This window comes from Sediminivirga luteola, assembly GCF_014639315.1.
Classification (GTDB): Bacteria; Actinomycetota; Actinomycetes; order Actinomycetales; family Brevibacteriaceae; genus Sediminivirga; species Sediminivirga luteola.
The window spans coordinates 309,164-323,627 of record NZ_BMFY01000002.1 but is presented as its reverse complement, the minus strand read 5'-3'; the positions used below and the strand labels follow the sequence as shown (position 1 = coordinate 323,627).

Annotated in this window: 16 protein-coding genes; 14 read left to right on the top strand and 2 right to left on the bottom strand. The window is 69.4% G+C overall.

The genetic code is table 11. From position 1 onward, the window contains the following. Positions 1 to 4 precede the first annotated feature (4 nt). The 9 genes from IEW13_RS03265 (at position 5) to IEW13_RS03230 (ending at position 6,240) form a co-directional block, all read left to right on the top strand. Positions 5 to 379, top strand: coding sequence for an MrpF/PhaF family protein (locus tag IEW13_RS03265; RefSeq protein ID WP_188549479.1), 375 nt, complete (start codon positions 5 to 7; stop codon positions 377 to 379). Beyond that, a complete protein-coding gene (mnhG, locus tag IEW13_RS03260; protein ID WP_188549478.1) occupies positions 376 to 765 on the top strand; it encodes a monovalent cation/H(+) antiporter subunit G in 390 nt (129 codons plus the stop codon). The genes IEW13_RS03265 and mnhG overlap by 4 nt, the downstream gene beginning before the upstream one ends. 198 nt (positions 766 to 963) lie before the next feature. Continuing rightward, positions 964 to 1,710 carry a response regulator transcription factor gene (locus IEW13_RS03255; protein WP_188549477.1) on the top strand — a complete coding sequence of 249 codons (747 nt, stop codon included), beginning with the start codon at positions 964 to 966 and terminating at the stop codon, positions 1,708 to 1,710. Then, entirely contained in the window at positions 1,710 to 2,642 is a 933-nt protein-coding gene (locus IEW13_RS03250; RefSeq protein ID WP_229744904.1) for a sensor histidine kinase, read from the top strand. Before IEW13_RS03255 ends, IEW13_RS03250 begins: the two co-directional genes overlap by 1 nt. A 137-nt stretch (positions 2,643 to 2,779) precedes the next feature. Beyond that, positions 2,780 to 3,052, top strand: coding sequence for a hypothetical protein (locus IEW13_RS17320; protein WP_229744903.1), 273 nt, complete (start codon positions 2,780 to 2,782; stop codon positions 3,050 to 3,052). Beyond that, positions 3,045 to 3,725 carry a hypothetical protein gene (locus IEW13_RS03245; protein ID WP_188549476.1) on the top strand — a complete coding sequence of 227 codons (681 nt, stop codon included), beginning with the start codon at positions 3,045 to 3,047 and terminating at the stop codon, positions 3,723 to 3,725. Before IEW13_RS17320 ends, IEW13_RS03245 begins: the two co-directional genes overlap by 8 nt. A 498-nt stretch (positions 3,726 to 4,223) precedes the next feature. Next, positions 4,224 to 4,577 carry a GntR family transcriptional regulator gene (locus IEW13_RS03240; RefSeq protein ID WP_188549475.1) on the top strand — a complete coding sequence of 118 codons (354 nt, stop codon included), beginning with the start codon at positions 4,224 to 4,226 and terminating at the stop codon, positions 4,575 to 4,577. A gap of 31 nt (positions 4,578 to 4,608) precedes the next feature. After that, positions 4,609 to 5,508 carry an ATP-binding cassette domain-containing protein gene (locus tag IEW13_RS03235; protein ID WP_188549474.1) on the top strand — a complete coding sequence of 300 codons (900 nt, stop codon included), beginning with the start codon at positions 4,609 to 4,611 and terminating at the stop codon, positions 5,506 to 5,508. A gap of 3 nt (positions 5,509 to 5,511) precedes the next feature. Then, positions 5,512 to 6,240, top strand: coding sequence for a hypothetical protein (locus tag IEW13_RS03230; protein ID WP_188549473.1), 729 nt, complete (start codon positions 5,512 to 5,514; stop codon positions 6,238 to 6,240). Positions 6,241 to 6,361: 121 nt separating this feature from the next. On the opposite strand, the gene IEW13_RS03225 is transcribed toward IEW13_RS03230, so the two are convergent. Then, positions 6,362 to 8,653 carry an FdhF/YdeP family oxidoreductase gene (locus IEW13_RS03225; protein ID WP_188549472.1) on the bottom strand — a complete coding sequence of 764 codons (2,292 nt, stop codon included), beginning with the start codon at positions 8,651 to 8,653 and terminating at the stop codon, positions 6,362 to 6,364. 313 nt (positions 8,654 to 8,966) lie between these two features. On the opposite strand from IEW13_RS03225, the gene IEW13_RS03220 reads away from it, so the two are divergent. Further along, the gene (locus tag IEW13_RS03220; protein WP_188549471.1) at positions 8,967 to 9,443 is read left to right on the top strand and encodes an isochorismatase family protein; all 477 of its coding nucleotides are present in this window, start codon (positions 8,967 to 8,969) and stop codon (positions 9,441 to 9,443) included. Positions 9,444 to 9,542: 99 nt separating this feature from the next. After that, the gene (gene aroQ / locus IEW13_RS03215) at positions 9,543 to 9,980 is read left to right on the top strand and encodes a type II 3-dehydroquinate dehydratase (RefSeq protein WP_188549470.1); all 438 of its coding nucleotides are present in this window, start codon (positions 9,543 to 9,545) and stop codon (positions 9,978 to 9,980) included. A gap of 285 nt (positions 9,981 to 10,265) precedes the next feature. Here the strand turns inward: aroQ and IEW13_RS03210 are convergent, their stop codons facing one another. Then, complete coding sequence (locus IEW13_RS03210) at positions 10,266 to 11,885, bottom strand: aminotransferase-like domain-containing protein (RefSeq protein WP_188549469.1); 1,620 nt, start codon at positions 11,883 to 11,885, stop codon at positions 10,266 to 10,268. A 179-nt stretch (positions 11,886 to 12,064) separates the two neighbouring features. Between IEW13_RS03210 and pdxS the strand changes: the two genes are divergently transcribed. The 3 genes from pdxS to IEW13_RS03195 are packed head-to-tail and all read left to right on the top strand — an operon-like array spanning position 12,065 to position 14,175. Continuing rightward, a complete protein-coding gene (pdxS, locus tag IEW13_RS03205; protein ID WP_268235164.1) occupies positions 12,065 to 13,000 on the top strand; it encodes a pyridoxal 5'-phosphate synthase lyase subunit PdxS in 936 nt (311 codons plus the stop codon). Then, on the top strand, positions 12,990 to 13,784 hold the full coding sequence (pdxT, locus tag IEW13_RS03200; protein ID WP_373283535.1) for a pyridoxal 5'-phosphate synthase glutaminase subunit PdxT: 795 nt from the start codon (positions 12,990 to 12,992) through the stop codon (positions 13,782 to 13,784). Before pdxS ends, pdxT begins: the two co-directional genes overlap by 11 nt. 4 nt (positions 13,785 to 13,788) lie before the next feature. Then, positions 13,789 to 14,175 (top strand): universal stress protein, encoded by a 387-nt coding sequence (locus tag IEW13_RS03195; RefSeq protein ID WP_188549468.1) that lies wholly within the window; start codon positions 13,789 to 13,791, stop codon positions 14,173 to 14,175. The last annotated feature ends 289 nt before the right edge of the window (positions 14,176 to 14,464 follow it).

Genomic DNA, 14,464 nt, shown 5'->3' with positions numbered 1-14,464 from the left:
GGGCATGACCACGCCGTGGATCGTCGTCGCCCTGATGGGTGCGCTGCTGGTGGCCGGATGCGTTCTGGCCCTGGTGCGGATCGTGCGCGGTCCGTCCATCCTGGACCGGCTGATCGCCACCGATGTGCTGCTGGCGGCGATGATGACCGGATTCGCCTCGCTCATCGTGTTCCTGGGACGGGTGGACCTGATGCCGCTCATCCTCGCCATCGCGATGCTGGGCACGGTCGCCTCGATCAGCGTTGCGCGCTACGCCAGCGGCGCCGGCCAGGACATGCCTCCCGCCCTGGACTCTTCCTCCGGCTCCGGCGCCGATGAGGACGACGATGTGGTCCTCCGCGGCCTCGATGAGCCCCACAGGGACGGTGATCGCCGGTGAACTGGCCCGTCGTGCTGGACTGGGTGTCCGGCTTCCTGCTGATCATCGGCGCGTTCTTCTCGTTCGCGGCGGGTTTGGGCCTGCTGCGCTTCCCGGACCTGCTCAGCCGCTTGCACTCGGCGTCCAAACCGCAGGTGCTCGGTCTGGCCAGCGTGCTGCTGGCGGTCGTGCTGCAGTATCCGACCTGGGGCATCATCACGAGCGCCGTGCTGGTGATGCTCTTCCAGATGATGACCATCCCGGCCTCGACGCATATGGTCGGCCGCGCCGCCTACCGCACCAAGCACCTGAAGCGTTCTGCGCTCTACAAGGACGAGCTGGCCGAGGTGATCGAGAAAGCCGACCGCACCCGATCCGAGGACCCCGGCTCCGGCGGGAACGGCTGACCGCCGGGAAGTCTCCCTGCACCAGGATGCCTTGCGAAGTAGGCTAAGGACGGTATGCGGGCCACCGGAGCGGCTCGCGCGGGCCGCATCGTATGCAGGTCCGGCAGTACCGCCTGGGCGCAGCCGCCGCACGGACCCTCATCCGCAAGGGGACTGTGCGGGCGTTCCGCGGTACCGCCGGCGGGAGAGGAGAAGGGCATGCAGAGCCCGGTGGGCAAGGACGATCGTCCCCTCGTTCTGGTTGCTGACGACGAGCCGTCCGTTCTGGCTACCGTGGTGCCGTTCCTGCGACGCAGCGGCTTCCGGACCATCGCGGCCTCCGACGGCCTGGTCGCGCTGGCCGAGATCGCCCGGCACCAGCCCGCGGTGTGCGTCCTGGACGTGCTGATGCCCGGCGCCGACGGCCGCGAGGTGCTGCGCCGTCTGCGGCACGAGCAGAACTGGGTGCCGGTGCTGCTCCTGACGCAGGTCGGTGAGAGCGTCGAACGGGCGATGGCGCTGGAGGAAGGCGCCGATGACTACCTGAACAAGCCGTTCGATCCGCACGAGCTGGTGGCCCGTATCCGCGCGGTGCTGCGCCGTTCGGGCCGCGACGGCGTCCCGCTGGCCAATGCTGCGGTGCTGGAGGCGGCGCACGGGCTCAAGGTGGACAGGGTCGGCCGCCGTGCCTGGCTGGGAGAGCATGAACTGATCATCACGCCCAAGGGATTCACGCTGCTGGAGTACCTGATGGTCCACCAGGACGAGCTGATCGAGCGCTCCCGGCTGCTGGAGGTGCTCTGGGGCTTCGAGGACGCCGTGGGCACCCGCGCCGTGGACTCCCGGGTGGCGGAGCTGCGCCGGGTGCTCGGCGAGGATCCGACGGCGCCCCTGTGGATCGAGACCGTGCAGGGCAAGGGCTACCGGTTCATCGCCGAGGTCCGCGGCACTTCCGGGCAGACGTGATGGCGGACTATCTCGTCATCGAGATCCAGATCTGGCTGTTCCTGCTGATCATCCTGGGCCTCGTCTCCGGCGGTGCGGTCGGTGCCTACTACCTCTGGCGGCACTTGCGCGATCGCGAGCGCCGGATCGCCGGGGAGGCCGCCGAGGAAGCCGCTGCCGAGCACATGGTGCGGCGCAACCGGATGCTCATCCGCCTCGATCACGAACTGAAGAACCCGCTCACCGCCGTACGGACCTCTGGTGCCACGCTGCGCGAGCTGGTCCGGGATCCGACGGTATCCCCGCAGGAGATCGCCGCGAGCCTGGACGCGATGGACGCCGCTTCCCGCCGCGTGGCGCGCCTGCTGGCGGACCTGCGGCGCCTGGCCGATGTGGAGACCCGCAGCATCGACTTCGCCCCGGTGGACATGGAGACCCTGGTCAACCAGGCCGTCGAGGATGCTCGTACTGCGCCGGGCGCGGAGGGCCGCACGATCGTCGCGACGGTGGCGCGGGCGCCGTGGCGGCTGCCGCCGGTCGCCGGCGAGGAGGATCTGCTGCTCTCGGCCGTGCTCAACCTGCTCTCCAACGCGGTGAAGTACTCCGGTCCGGAGGACGTGGTCGAGGTCCGCGCCAATGAGCAGGTGCTCGGCGATCACCGCTGGGTCGTGGTGGAGGTCGCGGACACCGGCGCGGGGATCCCGCAGAGCGAACAGCGCGCGGTGTTCGACGAGCTCTCCCGCGGCACGGGGGGGCGGTGGAACTGCACTCGCAGGAGAACGTGGGCACCGCCGTGCGGATCGTCCTCCCGGCGCTTGCCCGGCCTCCAGCGGGACATCAGGGACCTGCTGCCGCAGGACCGGGGCCGATGCCGGGGTCCGGGCAGGCGTCGGCAGCCGGCCTGCAGCTGGGCACGCCCGTGCCGCCGGCGGCCCAGCAGCGTCCCCCAGTAGCCCCGGTGTACACGGTTTCCGGATCCGGGCCGGCCCATACCCCGCCGCAGGGGCAGCCGCAGCACAGCTGGCAGGCCCCCACCCAACCGCGCCCGCGTATGTCGGGGGAAGCGAGCCAGCCCACCCAGCCGCATCCGATGTCCCAGGCAGGCTTCACCGGCGACGGCGCCCAGCCTCCTGGCGGACCTTCGCAGACCGGTGGTCAGGACGCCGCCTCGGGAGAACGGATGCTCGGCAGCCCCCGGCGTACCTCACGGCGCCGCTTCGCCCAGCCGGGGGAGGCCGAGTCCGACGGGCCGTCCGGTGAGGCCCCCTCCGCCGAGGGCCGGTCCGAGCAACCGGATCCTGCTGCCGGAGGCGGAGCTGCCGCGGGGGACGAGACCGGCCGCAGGGGTGCCGCCGATGCCTGAGTCCCGGCTTCCCGGCCGCCTCCGTGGTGTTCTCGCGGCCCTTAGCGCGTTGGCGCTCGCCGGCTGTGGCTCCCTGACCGTCTCGGTGGAACAGGAAGGCACGCCGCTGTCGGTCTCCGTGCGGGGTGCCGGTCAGAGCCCGACGCCGGAAGAGCCGGAACTGCCGGAGGGCACCGTCATGCGAGGTATCACGACGCCAGAGTGCCGCGTGCCGCTGAGCATGCCACTGCCGGAGTCCTGGGGTGCGCCGAGCAGCTATGACAATATCGCCATCTACGGCCGGCAGGAGGCCGCGCGCAGTTCCGGGATGTACTTGACGTGTCAGCGCCGGCAGTTCGAAAGCATCAATACGGACGTGGTGCGCGGCTTCTTCATGGATGACGATGCCTACGAGATCGTGAGCGAGCGTCGCGGCACGACGCAGGATGTCGCCTACTGGATCTACGTCGCCGATACCACCGGGGCGGAGTCGACGTTCCTGAGCGGGCCGGCCCGCAGCTACGGGCTGGTGGCCAATCCGCGGCACGACGGCACGGTCCACGATGTCAGGATCGAGCTGAAGACGCTCGCGGAGAATACCGAGGAAGCTGAGATGTTCGCCCAGATCATGGAGTTCGTCGAGGTCAACGGCGTGACATTCGATCTGCCGCAGGCGCCGCCAGCCGGCGGCTGACAGGACTCGCCGCCGCGTTCAGCGCTCCGCAGATCAGGACCCTGACAGTCCGCCGTCGTTCCCTGGGCGGGCGCGTCATCCCCGATCTCGTACCCGGTCGCGGGTGCTGCGTCATCCTGGCGCCCGGGCGGCCATGCCCGGTCGTCAAGGCTGCGCTGCCTGCGTCGACCGCGGGTGCTGTGACCTCTTCGTACCGGGCGCCGAGTTGTACGCCGTCTTCGTGCTGATAGTCCGCGCTGCATCACCCTGTGCCCCGGAGCCCGGCGGGCACTTCCCCTGATCCCGGTATGACCTGCGGAGTTACACACATGTAATTCCACAGCTGTGGATAACTTCTTGCTCTGCGCTGGATGCTCCGCGGAACTTCGAGGCTTGACACTCTTGGATGTCCCATGGTTACTTAGTGGAGTAATGAACCACTGAACTGGGGTACTGAGATACAGTGCTGGGGATGCGAAAGCAGCCGTCGCTGAACGGCTCAGTGGAGAGGGGGCGAGCATGGAGGAGGGCCGGGCGCTCTTCGTTCAGATCGCCGAACAGATCGAGGACTCGATCCTGGACGGTTCGCTGGGCGAAGGCGAGCGTGCTCCCTCCACCAATGAACTCGCCTCCTTCCACCGGATCAACCCGGCAACGGCCGCCAAGGGCATCAACCTGCTGGTGGACCGTGGCATCCTCGTCAAGCGCCGCGGACTGGGAATGTTCGTCGCCGAAGGGGCGCACGAACAGCTCCGCACCAGCCGGCGGGAGACCTTCGCCGAACAGTATCTGGACCCCATGCTCGCCGAGGCCCGCGCTCTGGGCCTGGACATGGACGCCGTGATCGACATGGTCCGGCGCCGCGCGACATGACCTGATCACTCCCGTTGAAAGGAACGTCCCCATGGGCACCGCCATCGAGGTGAAGAACCTCAGCCGGCGCCATCGCAGCGTTGCAGCGCTCGACGACGTCACGGTGAGCTTCGAAGCCAACACCATCCACGGACTGCTCGGCCGTAACGGGGCCGGGAAGACCTCGCTGATGTCGATCATCGCCGGGCAGGACTGGCCGAGCGAGGGGGAGGTCCGGGTATTCGGACAGCGACCTCACGAGAACGAGGCCGTGCTGCCGCGGATGTGCTTCGTCCGCGAGGATCAGAAGTACATGGACGACGCCAAACCGGGGCATGTCTTCACCGCGGCTTCCCTCGCATACCCCAACTGGGACGCGGACCTGGCGCAGCGCCTGATCGAGGACTTCCATCTGCCGATGAAGACCAAGATCAACAAGCTCTCCCGAGGCCAGCGCTCCGCAGTCGCGGTCATCATCGGCCTGGCCTGCCGTGCCAATATCACCTTCTTCGACGAGCCGTACATCGGCCTGGATGCCGCTGCCCGGCAGCTGTTCTACGACCGGCTCCTGGAGGACTACGCGGAGAACCCTCGCACGATTGTGGTCTCCTCCCACCTGATCGATGAGATCGCACCGCTGATCGAGCACATTGTCCTGCTCGACCGCGGTCGCGTGCTCGTGGACGAATCCGCAGACGAGCTCCGGGAACGCGCGGTGACGCTGATCGGACGCTGGGACCATGTCCAAGACGTCATCGGCGGGCGGGAGATCCTCCGCAGGGAAGAACTGGGCCGCCTCGTGCGGGTCACCGTCCTGGGCGGCCTGGGCGCGGACGAGCAGGCGCGGGCGCGGGAACTCGACCTGGACATCGCGCCGGTCTCCCTCCAGCAGCTCGTCGTGCACCTCAGTGCGCGCCAGGGCGCCACTCTCGAGACCGCCAAGGAGGCGTGAACCATGGCCAAGGCTTCGACTCTCTCCCGTACCTACGCGGCCTTCCGGCTGCAGTTCCTGACCCCGAACCTGGTCATCGTCCCGGGTATCGTATTCGTGTTCGGCTGGGCGGTCGCGCTGGGCATCTTCTTCTGGGTGGACGGCGTGGCCACCGACCGTGACCCGGTAGCCGAGCCCATGTTCGCCGGCGGCTCGCAGGCGCCGCTCTGGTGCCTGGCGTTCATGGCCGCCTATGTCGGCAGCCACACCTTCCCCTTTTCCCAGGCGCTGAGCTTCAGCCGCAAGGTGTTCCTGGCCGGTACGCTGGCAGCCTTCGCGGCGGTGTCCGTCGGCTTCGGTGTCGCCTTCGTCCTGGCCGCCTGGACCGAGGAGCTCACCAACGGCTTCGGTATCCACGGTTACAACTTCGCCATCCCCTATCTGACCTCACAGGGGCTCGGGGTGACCGGCTTCGTTGCCGCAGCCGCCTGCTGGTTCGTGATGCTGCTCGGTTTCACTATCGTGATGCTCTACAAGCGGCTCGGCCTGACGAACACCTGGCTGGTCATCATCGCTGTCATCGTCGTGATCCTCGCAGCCGTTCTGCTGACCGTCACGAATGTCGGCTGGTCGGGCCTGTGGGGCTGGTTCGGTGGTCTCACGCCGATGGCCCTGCTCGGCTGGCTGATGGTTCCGGCGGTCGTGCTGACGCTCGCCTCCTACGCACTCATCCGCCGGGCCAGCCCGGTCTGAGCCCGAGGCAGCACGATCTCACCCTCCTTGGGGTGGGTCGATGACCGGCAGCGGATGCGTGGTGCCCTTGCCGGCATGGAGCGATCAGGGCGATGAGATCTCCCGGGAGGACCGGTGACGCTCACGCCTCCCGCTCGAACCGGACGGCCACCGCTTTGAAACCGGGGGTGTTGGACTCCCTGGCGACCAGCTTCCGGTGGACCAGGGAGTTCGCCTCCGGGAAGTAGGCGCCCACGCAGCCGCGCGCCGTCGGGTATGAGATCAGCCGGAAGCCCTCGGCGCGCCGTTCGGTGCCCGCGAACGTGGAGATGACCGTCACCTTCTCCCGGTCTTCGAAACCGAAGGCTGCCAGATCGTCCGGGTGGATGAGGATCACCCGGCGGCCGTCCTTGATGCCGCGGTAGCGGTCGTCCAGCCCGTAGTACGTGGTATTGAACTGGTCGTGGCTGCGCATCGTCTGCAGGATCAGATGGCCCTCGGGTGGCTCCAGGTACTCCAGCGGGCTGATCGTGAACGCCGCCCGGCCGCCCTCGAGTGCGAAGCTACGAGAATCCCGGGGCGGGTTCGGCAGCACGAAGCCGTTGCGCTGCCGGACCCGCCGGTTGAAGTCCTCGAAGCCGGGGAGAGTGCGGGAGATGCGGTCCCGGATGACGTCATAGTCCTCCGCCATCGCGCGCCAGTCGATGACGTGATCGGTGCCGAAGGTCGCCTCGGCCATGCGGGCGATGATGACCGGCTCGGCAAGCAGATGTTCCGAGACCGGCTTCAAGCGGCCCTGAGTCGAGCGGATCACCGACATGGAATCCTCGACGGTGAGGAACTGCGCGCCCCCGGGATGCTTGTCGTCCCGGTCCGAGCGGCCAAGGGTCGGCAGGATGATCGAGGTGCGGCCGTGCGCCACATGCGAGCGGTTCGGCTTGGTGGAGATGTACACGGTCAGATCCGTGTTCCTCAGGCCCTTGAACAGCGCATCGGTCTCCGCGTTCGCGGAGAGGAAATTGCCGCCCAGGGACATGAACACGTCCACGTCACCGGCCTGGAACCGGTCCAGCGCCTCGGTGGAGTCCACACCGTGCTCCCGGGGCGAGACGATCCCGAACTCCTTGTCGATGGCGGCCAGCAGCTCCTCGCCGGGCTTCTCCCAGATGCCCATCGTCCGGTCGCCCTGGACGTTCGAGTGCCCGCGGACCGGGCATGCGCCGGCGCCGGGTTTGCCGAAGTTTCCCTGCACCAGCAGCAGATTGATGATCTCCCGGATGGTGTTGACCGAGTGCGGCTGCTGCGTCAGGCCGAGGGCCCAGCAGAAGATCGTCGCGGGCGACGCCGCCAGCAGCGCTCCGATCTCCTCGATCTGCCCCCGGCTCAGACCGGTGGCACGCTCAGTGGTCTCCCAGTCGATCTGCGCGCGAGCCCGCCGGTACTCCTCGAAGCCCTGCGTGCGAGTGGCGACGAACTCCGCGTCGATGACGGTGCCGGGGTTCTGCTCCTCGGCCTGGAAGAGCAGGTGGCCAAGCGCCTGGAAGAGTGCCAGGTCGCCACCGACTTTGATCTGCAGGTAGTGGTCCGAGATGACCGAACCCTCACCGGCCAGGCCTTTGAGTGACTGCGGGTCCTTGAACCGCAGAAGCCCCGCCTCGGGCAGGGGATTGACCGAGACGACGGTGCCGCCGTTCTTGCGGCATTCGTCCAGCGCGGAGAGCATGCGCGGATGGTTCGTGCCGGGGTTCTGCCCGACCACGAAGACCAGCTTGGAATGGTGGATGTCCTCCAGCGAGACCGTGCCCTTGCCGATGCCGATAGTGGTCTTCATGGCGGCGCCGGAGGACTCGTGGCACATATTGGAGCAGTCCGGGAGGTTGTTCGTGCCCAGCGACCGGGCGAACAACTGGTACATGAACGCCGTCTCGTTCGCCGTCCGCCCGGAGGTGTAGAAGATCGCGTCGTCCGGGTCTGCCTCACGCAGACGGGAGCCGATGAGGTCGAAGGCCTCCTGCCAGGGGACGGGCCGGTAGCGGTCGTCGCCGGGCCGCAGGATCATCGGGTGGGTGATGCGGCCCGCCTGGCCGAGCCAGTACTCGGTGCGGCTCTCCAGCTCGGCGATGGGGTGGGCGGCCCACCAGTCGGGGTCGGCGACGCGCTGGGTAGCCTCTTCGGCGACTGCCTTGGCGCCGTTCTCGCAGAACTCCGCGGGGCTGCGGCGTCCCAGCGGGTCCGGCCACGCGCATCCCGGGCAGTCCATCCCGTTGCGCTGGTTGAGCCGGGCAAGGGACCGCAGGGTCCGAGAGGGTCCCGCCTGCTCGACGTTGCGGCTCAGAGCGACCCGCACCGCCGTCAGCCCGGCGGCGCTGCCCTTGGGCCCAGTGACCTTCAGCCTGGCCTCGTCGATGTCGTCTTTCGGCCCCGTCTTGCTCATCCGGCTCTCCCTGCACGTTTCGTAGTGGTTCATTCTACCGCCGATGCGTGATCCGGCTCACGGGCGAATCCCGATGCGGACGCATGCGTGGGCGGACGGATTCACCTCCGCAAACGGTCGAAGGTCCCCTAGTGCCAAATTTCGAAGGTCGCCAGCTACCAAATCTCGAGTGTCGTGAACCTCCGGGTTCCGGGTTGGCCTTGACGCCTGCGCGCCCCGCGGATTGAGGACGCGAACTGCGGAGCATGCCTGAGGGCCTGGGCGCGGTGCCCCGGCGCCGGTGCGTGGCATGCTTGGAGACATGGATGCCTTGATGATCGTGGACCCGGCGCCCCGGGATTCCGAGCAGGTCCGCGCCGCCGATGAGGCGCTCGCCCCGCTGGTAGAGCGGGTCCGCCGTACCGGCGGTGTGCTGGTGCAGGTGCTCGACGCCGATGACGGACCGGCACCCGGCCCGCCGGAGGAACTGAGCGGGTACGAACGTTCGGCGATCGGACTGGGACCCGACGATCTGATCGTGGCCTCGGGTCTGCCGGATGCCTTCGAGGGCGTCCCGGAACTCGCGGAGGGCCTGGAGGACATCGGCGTGGACCGCGTGGTGCTGACCGGCCACGACGGCCAGGCGGTGCTGCAAACCGCCCTCGGTGCGCTGGCCAGCGAGTTCGAGGTCGTGGTGGCCACGGATGCGGTCGTGCCCGCCGAGGACGTCGATGCGGCCCGGCTGACGGCCGAGCTCGAGCCCTTCGGCGGAGTCTGCCGCCCCGCCGGGGACCTCTGGCTTCGTCTGTAGCACCCACGCGCCCCTGTCTGCACCGCGGCATCGGCGAGATCGCCCGCACGCCGCGCAGAGAGCCCACCCGCGGCGCCCCGAACTGAAGGAGAAAGTCCCGTGGCAGTGAACATCCTCGTCCTCAACGGACCGAACCTGAACCTGCTCGGCACCCGGGAGCCGGAGGTCTACGGCAGCCAGACGCTCGCGGACATCGAGGCCCTCGTGCGCCGGCGGGCTGAAGAGCTCGGCGTCGGCGTGGGCTTCTTCCAGAGCAACTGGGAAGGAGCCCTGGTCGACGAGCTGCACAAGGCGCGCGGCGAGTACCAGGGCGTGGTGATCAATCCCGCCGGGCTGACCCACACCTCGGTGGTGCTGCACGATGCGCTCAAGGCCATCGACCTGCCGGTCGTGGAGGTGCACCTGAGCAACCCCCACGCCCGCGAGGAGTTCCGGCACCGCTCGTTCGTCTCACCTCTCGCCACGGCCGTCATCGCCGGTGCCGGTGCCAGGGGCTACGAGTTCGCCGTCGAACTGCTCGCAGACCGCCTGGCGTGACTGCTACTGATGCACTCATGGAACGATCCTGTCATGACCCCGCGAGCGGCGACCCCAAACTGAGGGGACTGAGGGCACAGACCCTGGGCGCATGACCCCAGGACCGTGTTCGCCGGGCACACCGCGTGCGGGTGTGTTCTCGCCTCGTTCCAAGCGCAACTCGGCGCAGCGCACGTCCGGGCGATTCATCGGCGCCTCTTAGGCCGGCCGCCCTGGCGACGAAGGCGCGTGATCCGCCACGGCGCGGGTCGTGGCCGGAGGCGCCGATGAGTGCCCTCCGAAGCGTCACCGGTCGAGCGCTGCCTGCAGTACGGCCACGGCCCGGGCGAGGTCTTCCGGAATGACATCCGCGTTGAGGACGATGCCGTGGGGCCCGCGCTGGGGCCCTTCCGGATCGCTCCAGTACCGGCCGAGATCACCCAGGAGCACCCCTTCGTCTCGGCAGGCGTCTACGACACGGGCGGCTTCCGCGGCCGAATTCAGCCGCAGCACGGCGTGCGCGCCCGAGACCATCTCCACCGGCCACGCGGCCAGGGACTCGAGCAGTTGCGCGCGCCGGCGCAGCAGTTCCCGTCGTCGCCGGGTGATCCGTCGCCGTAGTCCTCCGGAGGTGAGGAAGCCGGCCACCGCGCGCTGCGCGATGGGGGAGGCGCCTGATCCCAGGTCCTCCCGTGCCTCGCGCAGCGGGGCGTGCAGCCGGTGCGGTGTGATGACGTACCCGAGCGCCGCCTCGGGCGTGAGCACCTGATTGAAGGTCCCGAGGTGGACCACGGACTCCGGCGCGAGCTCGCGCAGCGTCGGCAGCGGCGGCCCGACGTGCCGGTACTCGCTGTCGAAGTCGTCCTCGATCACGAGCAGACCAGCCTGGGCGGCGTGCGCGAGGAGTTCAAGCCGCCGGGGCGCGGGCATGCTGCCGCCGGCCGGGAACAGATGGTTCGGGGTGACCAGCAGCGAGCGGGCCACGGCAGGCAGTCCCGGGATCACCACGCCGGCGGCGTCCACGGGGGCTGGAACGGTCGCCATCCCCAGCCTGTGCAGCACCCGGCGCGGTCCGGGGTAGCCGGGTGCCTCCACGGCCATGGGCGCGATGTCCTCGCCCAGTGCGATGAGCAGCAGTGCCAGGCCGTCCCGGGCGCCGGAGGTGACCAGGACCTCGGCGGGGTCCACCCGCATCGCGCGCATGAGCCGCAGATGCTCGGCAATGGCCTCCCGCAGTTCCGGCAATCCCTCCGCCGGAGCCATTGCGCCATTCGCCGATGTCGTGGCCGCGCGGCGCCAGGTCTCCCGCCAGGCCGGATCGTCCATCCGCGGGACCGCGCGGCGATGCGGGCGCAGGTCGATGATCGATGACGGCCCTCGAGTGTCCGGGCGGTCGCCGAGGTGGCCCGCCGGGACGCCCGAAGGCCAGGCGGCGGCCTGCGCATGCGGAGCCGCGGGCATGCCGCTGTGTGCCGTGCTGCCAGGACATGTCCGGCGGTGGCCGCCATCTGCGGGACTGAACGCATCCCCGTTCCGGAGGCGGCGCGGCCCGCAAGGGGAGCCGGGCGGGAGGGTCGTGTGCGGTGCGTGGTGAACGACCGGCGAGGCGGGCGCCGGCGGCCCGGCGGGATCGAGTTGATCGGTCCGGGATCCCGGCCGGGAGCCGAACTCGGAGAGGGTACCCGCCTCCGGGTGCACGCGGGTCGCGCCACCGGGCCTGCTGACCAGGTAACCCTCGGAGATGAGCTGGTCGTAGGCGGCGACCACGGTGCCGCGGGCCACGCCCAGCTGCGCCGCCAGCGCGCGCGAGGAAGGTACCGGCTGATCCGCGGTGAGCGTTCCGGCGGAGACGAGCGAACGGATGCCGGCCGCGATCTGCGCGGCGAGCGGAGTCGGCGAGGCGCGGTCCAGGATCAGGGGCAGCACGTACCCGAGTCTATCCGACTGGTCTATTCGAAATCGTCTGAACTGGATCTTGTCCTGGACCAGTTGTCCCGAGCACGCTTAAGGGGGCCAGGCCGCAGCGCACGCCAGAGGCATGGCCGGCCACAGCGCCGGCCGCGCGCCGGCCCGTACTCCGCGATTCCAGACAAGAAGAAGGAACCATGACCGCCACTGACGAGACCACGCACACCGATGCCGGCGCCGCGCCCGAATCGCCGGTTCAGCCGGCCACGCGCCTGAACACCGGCCTGGCCCGGATGCTCAAGGGCGGCGTCATCATGGACGTCGTCACCCCCGAGCAGGCCAGGATCGCCGAGGACGCCGGCGCGGTCGCCGTCATGGCGCTCGAACGCGTGCCCGCCGATATCCGCGCCCAGGGCGGCGTGGCCCGGATGAGCGACCCCGATCTGATCGAGGGAATCCAGCAGGCCGTGTCCATCCCCGTCATGGCTAAGGCGCGCATCGGCCACTTCGTGGAGGCCCAGGTGCTGCAGGCCCTCGGAGTGGACTACATCGACGAGTCCGAGGTCCTCTCCCCGGCGGACTACGTGCACCACATCGACAAGCGCGGTTTCGAGGTGCCGTTCGTCTGCGGCGCCACGAATCTGGGTGAGGCCCTGCGACGGATCACCGAAGGCGCGGCCATGATCCGCTCCAAGGGAGAGGCCGGCACCGGTGACGTCTCCGAGGCGATGAAGCACATCCGCACCATCAACGCCGAGATCGCCCGCCTGAGTTCGCTGGCGGAGGACGAGCTGTACGTCGCCGCGAAGGAACTGCAGGCGCCCTACCAGCTGGTCGCGCAGGTCGCGCGGGACGGCCGGCTGCCGGTGGTCCTGTTCGTCGCGGGCGGCGTGGCGACTCCCGCAGACGCCGCGATGATGATGCAGATGGGCGCCGACGGCGTGTTCGTCGGATCCGGCATCTTCAAGTCCGGCGATCCTGAGCGCCGGGCCCGCGCCATCGTGCACGCCACCACCCACTACGAGGACCCGGCCGAGATCGCCCAGGTCTCCCGCGGTCTGGGCGAGGCCATGGTCGGCATCAACGTCGCCGATCTCCCGGCTCCCCATCGGCTGGCCGAACGTGGCTGGTGAGACGACCGGGGCGGGTACCGGAGTCGCGGTGAGCGGCCGCCGGGCCACTGGCCCGGCGGCGGCTTCCGAATCGCCAGGACCACCCGGGAGCGGGGCGCCCGCGCGCCCGCGCATCGGCGTCCTGGCGCTGCAGGGGGCTGTGGCAGAGCATCGGGACATGCTCGTCCGGCTCGGCGCGGACACCGTGGCCGTCCGGCGGCCGGAGCAGCTGGAGGAACTGGACGGCCTGGTCGTCCCAGGCGGGGAGAGCACCGCCATCGCGCGTCTCGCGGCGCCGATGGGGCTGCTCCCGGCCGTGCGCGCGCGCCTGGACGCGGGCATGGCGGTGTTCGGCACCTGTGCTGGACTGATCCTGCTCAGCGACCGCATCGCCGACGCGGAGGCGCTGGCGGGGTTCGACCGGATCGGCGGACTGGACGTGACCACCAGGCGAAACGGCTACGGCAGGCAGCTGGAGTCCTTCGAGGCGACGCTGGAGATCGGACCGGACCGCGAGCCGCCGCGTCCGGTGGCGTTCATCCGCGCGCCCGTGATCGAGGACACCACTAGCGGGGTGGAGGTGCTGGCCTGGTACGGCGGACATCCCGTCGCGGTGCGGCAGGGCCGGATACTGGCGGCGTCCTTCCACCCGGAGATCACCGGCGATGACCGCCTGCACCGTCGCTTCCTGCAGATGGCCGCCAGCGCGGCGGCGGCACGGGCGGAGGGCGCACCCGTCCGGCTGGCGGTGGCCAGGGGCGCTCCGGGCCCGAAGAGCCCGTTGTCTGGGAGTTCCCTAAGATAGAGCCATGACGATCGTGATCGGTTACCTCCCGGCCCCCGAGGGCGAGGCTGCGCTCGATGTGGGCTTCGCCGAGGCGAAGCTCCGCGGCCTGGACGTCGTCGTCATCAATTCGCCCCGGCGAGGGGCTGACGGGGTCACGGCGCTCTCCGCCGAGGACATCGCCGCGCTGGAGGCGCGCGGGACCGAATCCGGCGTCGGAGTGACGGTGCTGCAGCCCGGCCATGAGGACGACCTCGTGGGCGTCTTCAACGACACGGTCGCGGAGTACGGTTCGACGATGATCGTGATCGGCCTGCGCAAGCGCACGGCCGTGGGGAAGTTCATCCTGGGCAGCCAGGCGCAGCGCATCCTGCTCGAAGCAGACGTGCCGGTCCTCACGGTGAAGGCCTGAGCGGGCACGGCCCGCCCCGTTCGTCCCCTCTGCCGGATTGACCCGGAAAGGTCAGGTTGCACGCGAATTCACGATCAACCTGACCTTTTCGGCCATAGTGCGGACGGTCCGGCGGGCATGGCCGCCTGCCGTGGAACGAGACCGTCGTCCGGTTCCAGATGCTGAGACCGGCGAGGCACTCTAACGCTTCAAAGTCTCGGCTGCTTATAGGAATTGCAACACCTCGGTAACGACATCGGCCGTTCTCGCTTCTCGTCTAGATAGTGGTGCGCCGCGCATGGGAGTATGC

Coding starts and splice junctions, on each gene's coding strand:
- IEW13_RS03225 (WP_188549472.1), bottom strand. CDS start 8,653: ATGAGCAAGACGGGGCCGAAAGACGACATCGACGAGGCCAGGCTGAAG.
- IEW13_RS03195 (WP_188549468.1), top strand. CDS start 13,789: ATGACGATCGTGATCGGTTACCTCCCGGCCCCCGAGGGCGAGGCTGCG.
- pdxS (WP_268235164.1), top strand. CDS start 12,065: ATGACCGCCACTGACGAGACCACGCACACCGATGCCGGCGCCGCGCCC.
- IEW13_RS03220 (WP_188549471.1), top strand. CDS start 8,967: ATGATCGTGGACCCGGCGCCCCGGGATTCCGAGCAGGTCCGCGCCGCC.
- IEW13_RS17320 (WP_229744903.1), top strand. CDS start 2,780: ATGTCCCAGGCAGGCTTCACCGGCGACGGCGCCCAGCCTCCTGGCGGA.
- IEW13_RS03235 (WP_188549474.1), top strand. CDS start 4,609: ATGGGCACCGCCATCGAGGTGAAGAACCTCAGCCGGCGCCATCGCAGC.
- IEW13_RS03230 (WP_188549473.1), top strand. CDS start 5,512: ATGGCCAAGGCTTCGACTCTCTCCCGTACCTACGCGGCCTTCCGGCTG.
- IEW13_RS03265 (WP_188549479.1), top strand. CDS start 5: ATGACCACGCCGTGGATCGTCGTCGCCCTGATGGGTGCGCTGCTGGTG.
- IEW13_RS03245 (WP_188549476.1), top strand. CDS start 3,045: ATGCCTGAGTCCCGGCTTCCCGGCCGCCTCCGTGGTGTTCTCGCGGCC.
- IEW13_RS03250 (WP_229744904.1), top strand. CDS start 1,710: ATGGCGGACTATCTCGTCATCGAGATCCAGATCTGGCTGTTCCTGCTG.
- IEW13_RS03255 (WP_188549477.1), top strand. CDS start 964: ATGCAGAGCCCGGTGGGCAAGGACGATCGTCCCCTCGTTCTGGTTGCT.
- IEW13_RS03240 (WP_188549475.1), top strand. CDS start 4,224: ATGGAGGAGGGCCGGGCGCTCTTCGTTCAGATCGCCGAACAGATCGAG.